At 70.7% G+C, this 13,441-nt stretch carries 15 protein-coding genes; 14 read left to right on the forward strand and 1 reads right to left on the reverse strand.

The features are described 5' to 3' along the window. Positions 1-81 precede the first annotated feature (81 nt). From AX769_RS05475 to AX769_RS05490, 4 genes are all read left to right on the forward strand, one after another. Positions 82-1,272, forward strand: coding sequence for a flagellin (locus AX769_RS05475; RefSeq protein WP_066276831.1), 1,191 nt, complete (start codon positions 82-84; stop codon positions 1,270-1,272). Between the two features lie 126 nt (positions 1,273-1,398). Beyond that, positions 1,399-2,814 (forward strand): flagellar filament capping protein FliD, encoded by a 1,416-nt coding sequence (gene fliD / locus AX769_RS05480; protein ID WP_066276834.1) that lies wholly within the window; start codon positions 1,399-1,401, stop codon positions 2,812-2,814. A gap of 5 nt (positions 2,815-2,819) precedes the next feature. Continuing rightward, positions 2,820-3,269: a flagellar export chaperone FliS gene (gene fliS / locus AX769_RS05485; RefSeq protein WP_066276837.1), complete on the forward strand. Its 450-nt coding sequence runs from the start codon at positions 2,820-2,822 to the stop codon at positions 3,267-3,269. Beyond that, the gene (locus tag AX769_RS05490; RefSeq protein ID WP_157887465.1) at positions 3,262-3,561 is read left to right on the forward strand and encodes a hypothetical protein; all 300 of its coding nucleotides are present in this window, start codon (positions 3,262-3,264) and stop codon (positions 3,559-3,561) included. Before fliS ends, AX769_RS05490 begins: the two co-directional genes overlap by 8 nt. Before the next feature lie 90 nt (positions 3,562-3,651). Here AX769_RS05490 and AX769_RS05495 read toward each other — a convergent pair whose 3' ends face one another. Continuing rightward, positions 3,652-4,044: a hypothetical protein gene (locus AX769_RS05495; RefSeq protein ID WP_066276840.1), complete on the reverse strand. Its 393-nt coding sequence runs from the start codon at positions 4,042-4,044 to the stop codon at positions 3,652-3,654. A gap of 170 nt (positions 4,045-4,214) precedes the next feature. Between AX769_RS05495 and AX769_RS05500 the strand changes: the two genes are divergently transcribed. The 10 genes from AX769_RS05500 (at position 4,215) to AX769_RS05545 (ending at position 13,410) form a co-directional block, all read left to right on the forward strand. Continuing rightward, positions 4,215-4,556 (forward strand): flagellar basal body protein, encoded by a 342-nt coding sequence (locus AX769_RS05500; protein WP_066276841.1) that lies wholly within the window; start codon positions 4,215-4,217, stop codon positions 4,554-4,556. Further along, positions 4,556-4,951 (forward strand): flagellar basal body rod protein FlgC, encoded by a 396-nt coding sequence (locus AX769_RS05505; RefSeq protein ID WP_066276842.1) that lies wholly within the window; start codon positions 4,556-4,558, stop codon positions 4,949-4,951. Before AX769_RS05500 ends, AX769_RS05505 begins: the two co-directional genes overlap by 1 nt. Next, the gene (locus AX769_RS05510) at positions 4,951-5,289 is read left to right on the forward strand and encodes a flagellar hook-basal body complex protein FliE (protein WP_066276846.1); all 339 of its coding nucleotides are present in this window, start codon (positions 4,951-4,953) and stop codon (positions 5,287-5,289) included. The genes AX769_RS05505 and AX769_RS05510 overlap by 1 nt, the downstream gene beginning before the upstream one ends. Further along, a complete protein-coding gene (gene fliF, locus AX769_RS05515; RefSeq protein ID WP_066276849.1) occupies positions 5,289-6,959 on the forward strand; it encodes a flagellar basal-body MS-ring/collar protein FliF in 1,671 nt (556 codons plus the stop codon). Before AX769_RS05510 ends, fliF begins: the two co-directional genes overlap by 1 nt. Further along, on the forward strand, positions 6,956-7,981 hold the full coding sequence (gene fliG / locus AX769_RS05520) for a flagellar motor switch protein FliG (RefSeq protein WP_066276851.1): 1,026 nt from the start codon (positions 6,956-6,958) through the stop codon (positions 7,979-7,981). Before fliF ends, fliG begins: the two co-directional genes overlap by 4 nt. Then, entirely contained in the window at positions 7,974-8,618 is a 645-nt protein-coding gene (locus tag AX769_RS05525; protein ID WP_082763508.1) for a FliH/SctL family protein, read from the forward strand. The genes fliG and AX769_RS05525 overlap by 8 nt, the downstream gene beginning before the upstream one ends. Next, entirely contained in the window at positions 8,615-9,949 is a 1,335-nt protein-coding gene (locus AX769_RS05530; protein WP_066276859.1) for a FliI/YscN family ATPase, read from the forward strand. Before AX769_RS05525 ends, AX769_RS05530 begins: the two co-directional genes overlap by 4 nt. Then, on the forward strand, positions 9,949-11,217 hold the full coding sequence (locus AX769_RS25035) for a C40 family peptidase (protein WP_066276862.1): 1,269 nt from the start codon (positions 9,949-9,951) through the stop codon (positions 11,215-11,217). Before AX769_RS05530 ends, AX769_RS25035 begins: the two co-directional genes overlap by 1 nt. Continuing rightward, positions 11,214-12,842: a flagellar hook-length control protein FliK gene (locus AX769_RS05540; RefSeq protein ID WP_066276865.1), complete on the forward strand. Its 1,629-nt coding sequence runs from the start codon at positions 11,214-11,216 to the stop codon at positions 12,840-12,842. The genes AX769_RS25035 and AX769_RS05540 overlap by 4 nt, the downstream gene beginning before the upstream one ends. A gap of 67 nt (positions 12,843-12,909) precedes the next feature. Next, positions 12,910-13,410 (forward strand): flagellar hook assembly protein FlgD, encoded by a 501-nt coding sequence (locus tag AX769_RS05545; RefSeq protein ID WP_066276869.1) that lies wholly within the window; start codon positions 12,910-12,912, stop codon positions 13,408-13,410. Positions 13,411-13,441: the final 31 nt, after the last annotated feature.

Consider the following 13,441-nt stretch of genomic DNA (forward strand, 5'->3'; position numbering starts at 1 on the left):
GAAGCAGCCGATAGCTCCAGATGTCAGCCCACGGATGGGCGGCAGCACCACACCCCATAAATCACGGAAGAGAGTCACATCATGGGTTTCCAGATCAACACCAACCTCGCGGCGAACAACACCTACCGCAACCTCAACAGCACGCAGGGCGAACTGTCGAGCTCTCTCGAGAAGCTCTCGAGTGGTCTCCGCATCAACCGTGCCGCTGACGACGCTGCCGGTCTTGCGATCTCCGAGGGCCTCAAGTCGCAGGTCGGAGGCCTCACGGTCGCCGCCCGCAACTCCCAGGACGGCGTCAGCGTCGTCCAGACCGCTGAAGGTGGCCTCACCGAGACGCAGTCGATCCTCCAGCGCATGCGCGACCTCGCCGTTCAGGCCGGTAACGACTCGAACAACACCGACTCGCGCGCTGCGATCACGACCGAGGTCTCGTCCCTCACGGACGAGCTCTCGCGCATCTCGGCCTCCACCAACTTCAACGGCATCAACCTGCTCGACGGCTCGGCCGGCGGCGGCTCCGGCAAGCTCAACTTCCAGGTCGGTGCGAACGGTGACGCGGCCAGCCAGATCACCGTCGACCTGTCGGGCGCCAACGTCAAGAACATCGCGAACACGCTCGCCAGCGGCACCACCGCCACCGGCGGCACCACGTTCACGGTCGACACCGCGACGACGGTGAAAGGCACGGCCACGTTCAGCTCCACGAACGGCGGCTCGACCACCACCGTCACCACCGGCACCCTTCAGGGCACCGGTGCGGGCGGATCGTTCAAGAGCGTCGACGAGTACGCGTCGGCTCTGTCGAACGACTCGACCTTCTCGTCGAAGTACTCGGTGACCGTCGACAAGGACGCCAACGGCGCCTCGACCGGCATCACCGTGACGGCGAAGGACGGCGGCGTGGTCGACACCACGGCACCCGAGGCCGCCGGCCTCGGCACCGGCACGACGGCTGCTGCCACCACGGGCATCAAGTTCGACACCGCGGCTCACGCTCAGGCGGCCATCACGGCCATCGACGCGCAGATCACCGCTGTCTCGACCGCCCGTGCCGGCATCGGTGCCGTGCAGAACCGGTTCGACCACGCGATCAACGTCACCAACGTCGCGTCCGAGAACCTGACGGCTGCCGAGTCGCGCATCACCGACACCGACATGGCGTCCGAAATGGTCAAGTACACCCGCGCCAACATCCTGAGCCAGGCCGGCACGGCCATGCTCGCGCAGGCGAACCAGAGCACCTCGGGTGTTCTGTCGCTTCTCCGCGGCTAGGCGCTCGGGCGGGTAGCAGCACCATCGGGTAACAGCAGCAGGTAGTACCACCCGGGGTCGGGTGACGAGAGAGAGTTCGGGTTCTCTCGCCACCCGCCCCGCACACTCTTCTGGAAGGAAACGCAGATGGCCTCCGTGTCAGGACTCGGAGTCGACGGCCTCGTCTCGGGCCTCGACACCACCTCGCTCATCAACTCGCTGATGACGGCCGAGGCGCAGCCGCAGACCCTTCTCAAGACCGAAGTCACCGACACGCAGACGAAGATCACCGCGTATCAGGGCCTCAACCAGCAGATCGCGGGGCTCGCGACTCTCGCCACGACGGCGCAGTCGTCGACGTCGCTGGCTCTCTTCACGACGTCGAGCTCGGATGCGAGCGTCACCTCGACCGCGTCGGCCACCGCATCGGCCGGCTCGTTCGACCTCGTCGTCGGCGCCGTCGCCCAGGCGAAGGTCGGCGTCTCGGCCGCGATGGCGACCTGGCCTGCGGCCGGCGCGTCGTCGGCTGCCGCCCTCACCATCGTCAAGGCCGACGGCACCTCGGTCGACATCACCCCGTCGTCGAACTCCATCGACGCGCTCGTCACAGCGGTCAACACGTCGTCGACCGCCGGCGTCCGCGCCCTCAAGGTCGCCGCGGGCACCGACTCGTCGGGCGCCGCGCAGTACCGCATCCAGTTCTCGTCGACCACGACGGGCGCACAGGGCGACTTCCAGGTCTACTCGGGCACGTCGACCGACGTGGCTGCGGGGTCTGCCACCAACATCCTCACGGCTCAAGGATCCGCGGTCATCAAGACCGCGCAAGACGCCTCGGTCACCCTCTACGCCGGCACCGCCGCCGAGCAGAAGATCACCTCGAGCACCAACACCTTCAGCGACCTGCTGCCCGGCGTGAACGTCACGGTCAGCAAGGCGTCGAGCGACCCGGTGACTGTCTCGGTGGCGCAGGATGCGACGGGCGCGACCGCCGTGGCATCCGGCCTGGTCACGAGCTTGAACAGCGTCTTCGCGCTGATCTCGACCAAGAGCGCGGTCGTCAACAGCACCGACTCGTCGGGCAACAACGTCGTCTCGGGCGGCCCGTTCACCGGCGACAGCACCGTACGCGGCGCCAACGACGCGCTCACGTCGGCCGCGTCCATGCCGATCAACGGGCACTCTCCGTCGGAGATCGGCATCAGCATCAACAAAGACGGCACGCTCGACTTCGACTCGTCGAAGTTCGCCACCGCCCTCGCGAACGACCCCGCCGGCACGCAGTCGATGCTCTCGGCGCTCGCGACGAGGGTCGCCGACGCGTCGAACCAGGTCTCCGACAAGTACTCGGGCCAGCTCACCGGCGTCATCACCGGCCAGCAGAGCCTCGTCACCAACCTCAACGACCAGGTGAGCCAGTGGGACATCCGTCTCGCCGCCCGCCGCACCGCCCTCGAGGCGCAGTACTCCAACCTCGAAGTGCAGCTCTCGCAACTCAACTCGCAGTCGTCGTCGCTGACCAGCAGCCTCGCCAGCGTGCCCGCCACCTACACCGGAGCGTGATCTGAATGACCATGACGTTCGGCGCCTCCGCGCAGCGAAACGCCTACGGCCGCGAGGCCGTCCTCTCGGCCACCCCCGTGCGCCTCTTGACCATGCTCTACGACCGGCTCCTGCTCGACCTCGCCCGGGCCGTGGTGGCCCAGACCGCAGCCGACTGGCCGGTCGCCTCGACCAACCTCATCCACGCCCAGGCCATCGTCGCCGAGCTGACCTCGTCGCTGCGCGTCGACGTCTGGGACGGCGGGCAGGATCTGCAGGCCCTCTACACCTACATCGGCGTCGCCCTGGTCAACGCGAACGTCCACCGCGACGTCGCTCTGACGAGGGAGTGCATCGACCACCTCGAGCCGCTCCGCCAGGCGTGGCACGAGGCCGCCGACCAGGTGCCGGCCACCCCGGCCGGGACGACTTCGGTGGGTTCGTCCGCGACCGGCGGGAGCCTCGGAATTGGCTAGATCAGAAGAGACGCGCGCCGCCTGGCTCGAAGCCCTGGCCGAGATGGAGGCCGTCGCGGGCAAGGCCGGCGACCCCGACTGGGCGCCGTCGCCGTGGAGCCCGCCCGCCGGGCTCGGGCCCATGCCCGCCGACCTGGAGCCGCGCGCCCTCGAGGCGCAGGAGGCTCAGAAGTCGGCTCTCGCCCGGGTTCTCGAGGCGCGCCGCCGCGTGGTGAAGCACATCACCGCGCTGAAGGCGGTGCCGCCGAAGCGCGACAAAGACGCCTCGGTGTACCTCGACGCGAGCGCCTAGCCGCGCCTCCGTCGCCTCACCCTTACCTTTTCGGCCGGTTCTCACCGCCCGGGCGGTCAGAACCAGCCGAAAAGGTAAGGGGTGGGGGCGCTAGCGACGCTTGCGCGGGCGGCTGAAGAGCGCCCAGCCGACGAGCAGCGGCTGCCCGAGCAGACGCAGCAGGCGCTTGTCGTTCGTGTCGAGGCCGAAGCCGTCGCGGCGGTTCACCAGCTGCGCGATGTTGCCGGGAAAGACCCCGATGAAGAACAGCGCGGCGAACGTGCCCACCCAGCGGCGCGGGACCGCCCAGAGCAGCGTGCCGAGGGTGATCTCGGCAAGCCCGGACGCGAGCACCACCTGGTCTTCGGACACGGGCACGTTGTCGGTCAGCGATTTGGGCACCTGGGCGCGGAACGTCTGGCGGGCGATCGTCAGGTGGCTGACGCCCGCGAACACGAGGGTGCCGCCGAGCAGGAGTCGGGCGGGGGTGCGAAGAAGGCTCATGAGCCCATCCTGGCCCTCGGTGTGGGGGTCTTCTCACACCGAACCACCCCTAACGTGCCCCGGCCCTCCGCCGATAGAGCGTAGTGAGCACGGATCGCTCACCTCCCAGGCCACGGATCGGCCGCCCGCCCCTTGCCCGCATCACGTCGATGCGGAGAAGCGAGCCGTTCGTGCTGGAATCCGTCACCTCCAAGGCCCTCGAGAGCGCTCTCGACGGCCTGTCGATGCGCCAGAAGGCGATCGCCAACAACATCGCGAACATCAACACCCCCGGCTACACGGCCGAGCGGGTGTCGTTCGAGGACGCCCTCGCGGCGTCCGTCAAAGACGGCAACGGCTCCGTGCAGGCCACGATGGCGCGCTCCCTCGAGCCGACCGACGAGAACGGCAACAACGTCAACCTCGACACCGAGACCCTGAGCAACACCACCACGGTGCTGCAGTACCAGTTCGCGACGCAGGCCGAGAACCAGGTCCTCACCAGCGTCCGTGCCGTTCTGAAGGACGCCTGATGGGAATGTTCGACGCGATCGGGATCGCGAGCACCGGCCTCACCGTGCACCGCAAGTGGCTCGACGCCATCTCGGACAACATCGCCAACGTCAACACGGTCAAGCCGATGTCGGAGGCCGCCTTCCAGGCGCGCTACATCGAGGTGCAGGAGGGAGAGGGTGTCTCGGGCGTCTACGTCAAGGGCGCTGCGTTCGGCTCCGCTGCCGGCCGGGTCACCTACGACCCCACCGACCCGCAGGCCGACAAGAACGGCTACGTGCGCATGCCCGACATCGACCTCTCCACCCAGATGACCGACCTGATCATGGCCCAGCGCGGCTACCAGGCGAACGCCGCGGTCGTCGACCGCGCCAAGGACTCCTACGAGGCAGCCCTCGAGATCGGACGCAGCTGATGCCCATCTACCCCGTGAGCGGATCGTTCCCGGTCTCGTCGGCCGTCAACACGACCGGTGTCGACCAGGTCGGCATCAATCAGGACGCCTCTGCCGTCAACGGCATGGATGCGACGCCGACCACCTCTGCCTCCGGCTTCGGCAGCGTCATCGACGGTCTGCAGTCGCTGCAGGGCCAGTCGGAGGACGCCGCGGTCAAGGCCGTCACCGGCAGCGCCGACGACGTGCACACCGCCACCATCGCCGCCACCCGTGCTCAGGTCACCCTCGAGCTCGTCTCCGCGGTCCGCTCGAAGGCCGTCGACGCCTTCAACGAGATCATGAGGATGCAGGCCTGATGCCCGTCGCTCTGCAGAACATGCTCACCTCCCTCGGGGCCCGCATCAAGTCGTTCTCGATCGCCCAGCGCACCCTCGCGATCCTGGCCATCGCGATCCTCGTGCTCGGCGGAATCTTCGTCGCCTCGCAGCTCACCAAGCCGCAATACACCCCGCTGTTCACCGGCCTGGCTGCGACCGACGCCTCGGCCGTGGTCACCCAGCTGCAGACCGACGGTGTCCAGTACCAGCTGGCCGACGGCGGCGCGACGATCCTTGTGCCGCAGTCGGCCGTCTACTCGGAGCGCCTCAAGGTCGCCGCCGCGGGCCTCCCCGCCGACAACACCCAGGGCTACGCGCTGCTCGACCAGATGGGTGTGACCTCCAGCGAGTTCCAGCAGAACGTCACCTACAAGCGCGCCATCGAGGGTGAGCTCGCCAAGACCATCGAGGCGATGGACGGTGTCAAGACCGCGAGCGTGCAGCTCGCCATCCCGCAGCAGACCGTCTTCACCGACGACGCCAAAGACCCCACGGCGTCGGTCTTCGTCGCGACGATGCCCGGCATCACCCTCTCGACCGAGCAGGTCCAGGCGATCGTCCACCTCACCTCGGCCTCGATCGAGGGCATGAAGGCCACCGACGTCTCGGTCGTCGACGCGCAGGGCGACGTGCTCTCGACCGTCGGCGGCGGTGCCGCGGGCACCTCGTCGCAGCAGCAGTCGCAATACCAGACGCAGGTGCAGACCAGCGTTCAGAACATGCTCGACAAGGTGCTCGGCGCCGGCAACTCGACCGTCGTGGTCGCCGCCGACATGAGCCAGAACTCCGGCACGAAGGTCACCCAGTCGTATTCGAACCCCACCGGCGGGGCGTCGCCGATCAGCGAGTCGTCGTCGACCGAGTCGTACGGCGGTTCGGGCGCAGGATCAGCGAGCGGCGCCACCGGCGTGCTCGGCCCCGACAACATCGCCGTGCCGAGCGGCTCGTCCACCACGGGCACGGGCTCCGGCTACGTCAACTCGTCGTCGACGAAGGACAACGCCGTCGACAAGACCACCGAGTCGACGACGATCCCCTCCGGCACGCTGACGAAGCAGACCGTCTCGGTCGCGATCAACTCGAAGATCGCCAAGAACCTCAACCTCGGCAACATCAACGACCTCGTCGCGAAGGCCGCGGGCATCGACCCGACGCGCGGCGACTCGCTGAGCGTGCAGATGGTCGACTTCAACGGCGCCGGCGCCGCCCAGGCCAAGCAGGCGCTCGCCGCCAGCGCCGCCCAGGCCGCAAGCGACGGCAGGATGCAGCTGATCAAGACCGGCCTCATCGCCGCAGCCATCGGCGTGCCGCTCATCCTCGGGCTGTTCCTGCTGACCCGCCGCGGCCGCCGCCAGGAGCGCGAGGACATCGACCTCGGCGAGCTGCAGGCCACGGGCCCGTCGGGCACGGCCGGGACCTGGCCGGGGGCCGCCACCGTGCCGCTCTCGCTCGACGACGTCGAGGCGCGCCGCCTGCTCGAGTCGGGGGGATCGCCTCAGACCGCCCCGACGATGCAACTGCCCTCGCTCGGCGAGGAGGGCCGGACGATGGAGCGCAAGCGCGCCGAGATCGACGCCCTCGCAGGCTCCGACCCCGACCGCACGGCCGAGCTCCTCCGCGGCCTCCTCGACGATCGGCAGAGCGTATGAGCCCGGCCACGGTCGCGGCCGTGCTGACCGGCGCCCAGAAGGTCGCCGTGATCCTGATGCAGATGGACCAGGCCCGAGCCGCCGCCGTCATGGCGAAGTTCAGTGAGCAGGAGGCCGACGAGATCACGGCCGAGCTCGTCAAGATGCGCCGCGTCGACGCCTCGACCGCCGACACCGCGGTCGACGAGTTCCACGACCTCACCACCCAGGGCCGCGTCTCGCGCCGCGGCGGCCGCGACTTCGCCGTGGGCCTCCTTGAGGCGTCGTTCGGCACCGAGAAGGCGCAGGGCGTCATGGAGCGCCTCGCCTCGTCGATGGCGGGCAAGTCCTTCGAGTTCTTGGACGGGGTCGACTCCGGTCAGGTGCTGACCCTGCTCGACGGCGAGCTGCCGCAGACGATCGCCCTCGTGCTCGCGCACCTCTCGGCCGACCAGGCTTCGAGCGTGCTCGCCGGCCTCGACGCCGACGAGCGCACCGACGTCGCCCAGGCGATCGCCACGATGGGCACGGCGACCCCCGAGGCCGTCGGCATCGTCGCACAGACCCTCCGCGTGCGCGCCGGCGCCGTCGTCGCGCCGCGCGAGCAGATCGAGGCCGTCGGCGGCATCCAGCCCCTCGTCGACATCATCAACCGGTCGGACGCCGCCACCGAGCGCATCCTGCTCGAGAGCCTCGAGGCCCGCGACCCGGCGCTCGCCGAAGAGGTGCGGTCGCGCATGCTGACCTTCGTCGACATCGTGAAGCTCGACTCCCGCGACATCCAGCAGGTGCTCCGCGGCATCGACGCGGCCGTGCTCGCCCTCGCCATGAAGGGCGCGCCCGACGCCGTCACCGAGGTCATCCGCACCAACGTGTCGGAGCGCAACCGCGAGCTGCTCGACGACGAGATCCGCGCCGCCGGCGCCGTCCGCCTGTCGCAGGTCGAGGAGGCCCGCGCCTCGGTCGTCCGTGCCATCCGCGAGCTCGAGGCCGAGGGCGCCATCACCGTGCAGCGCGGCGACGAGGAGGCCCTCGTTGAGTGACACCGTGCTGACCGCTTCGCCGGCGTTCGCCCGCGTGGCCTTCCCCGTCCTCCGCGATCCCGCCACTCGGGCTCGCGAGGACGACGCCTCCGCGCGCGGCCACGCCGCCGGGTACGCCGCGGGCATCCGCGCCGCCGCCGACGAGACCGCCGCCCTGCGTGCCGCTCTCGAGGCCGAGGCCGCCGCCGTGGCCGCTCACGCCGAAGCCCGATCGCAGAAAGCCGCCGCCGTGCTCGTGACGGCGGCAAGCGCCCTGAACGCCGCGCGCCAGGCACTCCGCACGGAGGCCCAGGAGACCCTGGTGCAGGCTGCGCTCTCACTCGCCGAGGCGATCCTGGCCTATGAGGTCCGCACCAACCCGACGTCGACCGTTCTCGCGGCGCTGAGTCGTGCGCTCGACGTCGCCGACGCGCCGTCGGTGACGGCCGTGCGGCTCAACCCCGACGACCTCTCGGTGCTGCCCGCCGACGCCGCGACCTCTCTCGGTGTGGCCCTCGTGGCCGACGCCGCTCTCGGTCGCGGCGACGCCCAGGCCGACCTGCCGCACGGCTTCATCGACGCCGCTCTCGGCACGGCTCTCGGGCGTGCTCGCGAGGCCCTTCTCGGCGGCGGCACTGCCGCGGGTGGTGCCGCGTGACCCTCATCGATCTCGCTCCCGCCGTCGCCGCAGCCCGCGACGCGGTGCGCCCGCAGCGCGTCGGCGTCGTCTCGAGCATCGTCGGCCTCGGCCTCACTGTGCAGGGGCTCGACGTCGCGGTGGGCGAGGTCGTCCGTGTCGGCTCCGACGACGGCTCCGGCATCGATCGCGTGGCCGAGGTGGTCGCAGCGACGGGCGACGGCGTGCGGTGCATGCCGCTCGGGCCGATGACGGGGGTGCGCGCCGGAATGACGGTGCGGCCGACGGGACGCCCGATCCTGGTGCCCACCGGCCGTGGTCTCTTCGGCCGAGTGATCGACGGCCTCGGTCGGCCGATCGACGGCCGTGGCCCGCTCTCGTTCGACGAACTCGTGCCCGTCGACCACCCCACCCCGAACTCCATGCAGCGCGCCCGCATCACGACGCCGCTTCAGCTGGGCGTCCGCGCGCTGGATACCCTCACCACCGCGGGTCGCGGGCAGCGTCTGGGCCTCTTCGCCGGCAGTGGTGTCGGCAAGTCGTCGCTGCTCTCGATGATCGCCCGCGGCACCGACGCCGAGGTCAGCGTCGTCGCCCTGGTCGGCGAGCGCGGCCGCGAGGTGCGCGAGTTCCTCGAAGACGACCTCGGGCCCGAAGGCCTCGCCCGCTCGATCGTGGTCGTCTCGACCTCCGACGAGCCGGCCCTCATGCGCTTGCGCGCCGCGTTCGTGGCGACCCGCATCGCCGAGTCCTTCCGCGACGCAGGATCCGACGTGGTGCTGATGATGGACAGCCTCACCCGCGTCGCCATGGCCCAGCGCGAGATCGGCCTCTCGGTCGGCGAGCCCCCGGCCACGCGCGGCTACCCGCCGTCGACCTTCTCGACCCTCGCGAACCTCCTCGAGCGGGCCGGCACCGACCGCGTCGGCAGCGTCACCGGTCTCTACACGGTGCTCGTCGACGGCGACGACCACAACGAGCCGATCGCCGACGCCGCTCGCAGCATCCTCGACGGCCACATCGTTCTCGACCGGAAGCTGGCCGTCACCGGGCACTTCCCGTCGATCGACGTGCTCGGCTCGATCTCTCGCGTGGCGTCGAAGGTGATCTCGCCTTCGCAGTCCTCCGATGCCCGGGCTCTGCGCTCCGTCATGGCCGCCCGCCGGGCCGCTCAGGATCTCATCGACGTCGGCGCCTACCAGCCCGGCACGAACCCGCTCGTCGATGCGGCTCTCGCGCACCAGGGCGACATCGACGCGTTCTTGCAGCAGCGGATGGACGACCAGACCCCGGCCGACCAGGCGTGGGGACAGCTTGCTGGGCTCGCCGCGGCGCTCGGAGGTGGGCGCTGATGGCCCGCGCATTCTCGCTCGCCGGGCTGCTGCGCGTGCGTCACGCCCAGCAGCAGAAGGCGATGGCCGAGCTCTCGGCCGCCAACCGCCGAGTGCGAGACGTGGCCGAGCGCCGGGCTGCCGCATCGCGCACCCTCGAGGGTGCCGTCGGCAAGAACGACGTGGTCACCGATGCCGCCACGCTCACCGCCATCGCGGCCGCTCGCGCCTCGACGCGGGGCATGCTCGCCGAGCTCGACGCCGCAGCCCTCGCCCACCGGGCCTCGGCCGATGCGGCCCAGGCGTCGTACAACGACGCACGCGCCCGAGCCATCGCGCTCGAGAAGCTCGAAGAGCGGCACGCGCTGGCCGCCCGCCGCAGAAGAGCTGCACGACGAGCAGATCGCGCTCGACGAGATCGCCACCACCACTTTCAGCCGCCCGGGCTCCCAGCTCGGTTCTCAGCTCGGTTCTCAGGAGGGACAGTCATGAGCGTCTCCGACGTCCTCAGCCGCATCAGCGACATCCAGGCGCAGATCGCCCAGATCCAGTCGGGGGCTCTGACGTCGTCTGCCTCGGGGGCGTCTTCGTCCGACGCGACCGACTCGGCCACGGCCGCCGACTTCGCTTCGGCTCTCGCCGCGGCCGGCAGCGACTCGACCGACGGCACCGACTCGTCGTCGGCCACGTCGTCGCTGCTCTCGTCGCTGACCGGATCCGCCCTGGCCGGCTCGTCGACGGCAGCCACCGATCCGCTCGACAGCACGGCGGGCACCCCCGCGACGCCGGCATCGCCCGCCGGCGGCCTCGTCGACAACGGCATCACCGGCGCGGACGTCCTGGCCGACGCCAAGAAGTACCTTGGCGTGCCCTACGTGTTCGGCGGCACGACTCGCTCAGGGATGGACTGCTCCGGTCTCGTGCAGACAGTCTTCAAAGACCTCGGCATCTCCATGCCGCGCGTCGTTCCCGACCAGGCCGCGATGGGCGTGGCGGTTCCGTCGCTGGCCCAGGCGAAGCCGGGAGACCTCATCGTAGAGAAGGGCAGCGGGCACATCCAGATCTACGCCGGCAACGGCATGATCCTCGAGGCGCCGAAGCCCGGCGAAGACGTCAAGCTGCGCAAGGAGTGGCTCTCCGCCGACCAGATCGGCACCATCCGCCGCATCGTGCCGTCCACGTTCTCCGCCGCCACCACCGGTTCGACCTCCACCGCATCGTCGGCGTCGCAGTCCGACCTCGTCACCGCAGCCCTGCAGCAGCTGATGTCGAGCGGAGTCAGCGCATGAGCGGCCTCCCCGCCTCCGTGACCGATCTCGCACCGGCCCGGGCCGTGCGCCCGGCACCTGCGGCGTCCCCGGCCTCCGATTCGTCGCCCTCGTCCGCCGCATCCTTCGACGATGCGATGCAGGCGCAGGATGCGACGGCTCCGGCCCCGCAGGCTTCCTCCGGCCCCGCAGAGCGCCAGGTGGATCGCTCGCCGAACCGCTCGCCGAATGGTGACAGGCTCGCCGAATCGCGCGAGCACGGCCACAGGGCGCGAGCGTGCGCCGCGCTTTCGGATGGCACCTCGTCCGCGGTGCTGACGAACACACCCGGCGGAGTCGCGGTCGCGGCCGCTCCCGCTGGGGCGGCCGCCGGCGCGCCCGCCGGCGCGAGTGCGACGCCCGCCGAGTCGACCGCCGCGATCGCGCCGGCCGCCGTTTCGACAATTCAGGCTCCACCCGCTGCACTTGCGTCGTCGTCCGCGTTGATCGGCGCCGCCGCGGCCGTGCCACCTGAGTTGCCGAAGGTCGTTGCGGCCACGGCAGCTCTCGTCACGACACCCGGCGCGCTGGCTTCGTCGTCTGGCGCCTCCGGGGCCGTGCGTCCTGAGTTGTCGCAGGGATCGGCCCCGGCCACAGCCTCGGCTTCGGCCACGGCCGTGGCCCTGGCTCCGGCCCTAGCCCTGGCTCCGGCCGCGTCAGGCATCACGACAATTCAGGCTGCTCCCGTCGCCGGTGCCGCGATCGCCCCGCTCGCGACGGGCGATGCGCGAGTGGAGCCTGAATTGTCGAAGGTGCCTTCCGCCCTGGGCCCGGCCCCCGCCGCGACCGCGACCGCGGCCGCGGCCGCCGCGAGCGGGCTCGCGACAGGCGCCCCCGCGGCGGCGACGCCCGCAATCGGTTCGACTGCAGCAGCGCCCGCGCCCATCGTGCAGGCGGCCGCGGGCCACGTCGGTGGCTCGGCCTCCGACGCGGGCCAGCCCGACTCGGGCCCCGGCGCTCAGGCCCAAGCTGCGGGTGGCGTGGCCGCCCCGGCCGCGTCGGCCCCGGCCGACCAGACCAGCTCAGCCGCGTTCGCGGCGGCGTCCAGCACGGCCGGACAGACCGCAGCGGCGACCTCGACCACGGCCGCATCCGCGGCGTCAGAGGCCGTGCCGACCGCACCCGCGGCCAGCGCCCAGCTCCTCCAGACCCAGCTCGCGCGCCCCATCTTCAGCCTCGCGGCAGGTGGCAAGGGCGAGCACGTCATCACCGTGCAGGTCTCGCCCGACGCGCTGGGCCCGGTGACCGTGCGCGCCCATGTCAGCGCCTCGGCGATGCGGGTCGAGCTGTTCGCGCAGTCGAATGCGGGGCGCGAGGCGGTGCGTGGCATCCTGCCGGATCTTCGTCGTGACCTGCAGAGCGCCGGGCTCTCGTCGAGCATCGACCTGTCGAGCCAGAACCAGCCGTCGGCCTCCGGGTCGGGTGCGGGCTCGGGCTCGCAGGGCCAGCAGCAGACCTTCGGGTTCGGCCCGAACGCCGGCCAGGGCCAGCCCGGCCAGGGCCAGCCCGGCCAGCCGCAGGGCCCGACCGGCACGACCCTCGACCCCCGTGCCCTCGCCCCCGGCGACACCCCGACGGCACCGCCGCAGCCGAATCCCGCGCGCTGACGGCCTCCTCCACCTCCATCGACGTGATGGCCTGACGGGCAGCCGCCCGCGGCCGATAGGAACAGACATGACTCTCGACGGCATCACCGGCACGGTGTCCACCTCCGTGCCCGCCACGACCGACGCGACGCGCGCGCCGAAGCAGACGATGGACAGCGACATGTTCATGAAGCTGATGGTCACGCAGCTGCAGAACCAGGATCCGTCGAGCCCGATGGACACCAACGCCATGATCGGCCAGACCACGCAGCTCGCCGAGATGGAGCAGATCACCAACAACACGACCACCGGCAACGAGAACTTCTCGCTGCAGATGCGCATCTCGGCGGCGAATCTCGTCGGCAAGCAGGTCACCTACACGGATGCGACCACCGGCAAGGACGTCACGGGCAAGGCCGCCTCGGTCTCGTTCGCGGGCTCCGTGCCGACGGTCAGCGTCGGGGGCAAGGACATCCCCCTCGACTCGATCTCGGGCGTGGTCGACCCGACCACGCCCACCACGAGCACACCGGCCACCACGAGCACGACGGCCACGCCCACCACGGGCACACCAGCCACCACGGCCTGACCCGCCCCATCACTTCTCACAGCTTCTCAAC

Origin of the sequence: Frondihabitans sp. PAMC 28766 (genome assembly GCF_001577365.1) — a bacterium.
Classification (GTDB): Bacteria; Actinomycetota; Actinomycetes; order Actinomycetales; family Microbacteriaceae; genus Frondihabitans.

Coding starts and splice junctions, on each gene's coding strand:
- AX769_RS05540 (WP_066276865.1), top strand. CDS start 11,214: ATGAGCGGCCTCCCCGCCTCCGTGACCGATCTCGCACCGGCCCGGGCC.
- AX769_RS05505 (WP_066276842.1), top strand. CDS start 4,556: ATGGGAATGTTCGACGCGATCGGGATCGCGAGCACCGGCCTCACCGTG.
- fliD (WP_066276834.1), top strand. CDS start 1,399: ATGGCCTCCGTGTCAGGACTCGGAGTCGACGGCCTCGTCTCGGGCCTC.
- AX769_RS05475 (WP_066276831.1), top strand. CDS start 82: ATGGGTTTCCAGATCAACACCAACCTCGCGGCGAACAACACCTACCGC.
- AX769_RS05495 (WP_066276840.1), bottom strand. CDS start 4,044: ATGAGCCTTCTTCGCACCCCCGCCCGACTCCTGCTCGGCGGCACCCTC.
- AX769_RS05545 (WP_066276869.1), top strand. CDS start 12,910: ATGACTCTCGACGGCATCACCGGCACGGTGTCCACCTCCGTGCCCGCC.
- fliG (WP_066276851.1), top strand. CDS start 6,956: ATGAGCCCGGCCACGGTCGCGGCCGTGCTGACCGGCGCCCAGAAGGTC.
- fliS (WP_066276837.1), top strand. CDS start 2,820: ATGACCATGACGTTCGGCGCCTCCGCGCAGCGAAACGCCTACGGCCGC.
- fliF (WP_066276849.1), top strand. CDS start 5,289: ATGCCCGTCGCTCTGCAGAACATGCTCACCTCCCTCGGGGCCCGCATC.
- AX769_RS05510 (WP_066276846.1), top strand. CDS start 4,951: ATGCCCATCTACCCCGTGAGCGGATCGTTCCCGGTCTCGTCGGCCGTC.
- AX769_RS25035 (WP_066276862.1), top strand. CDS start 9,949: ATGGCCCGCGCATTCTCGCTCGCCGGGCTGCTGCGCGTGCGTCACGCC.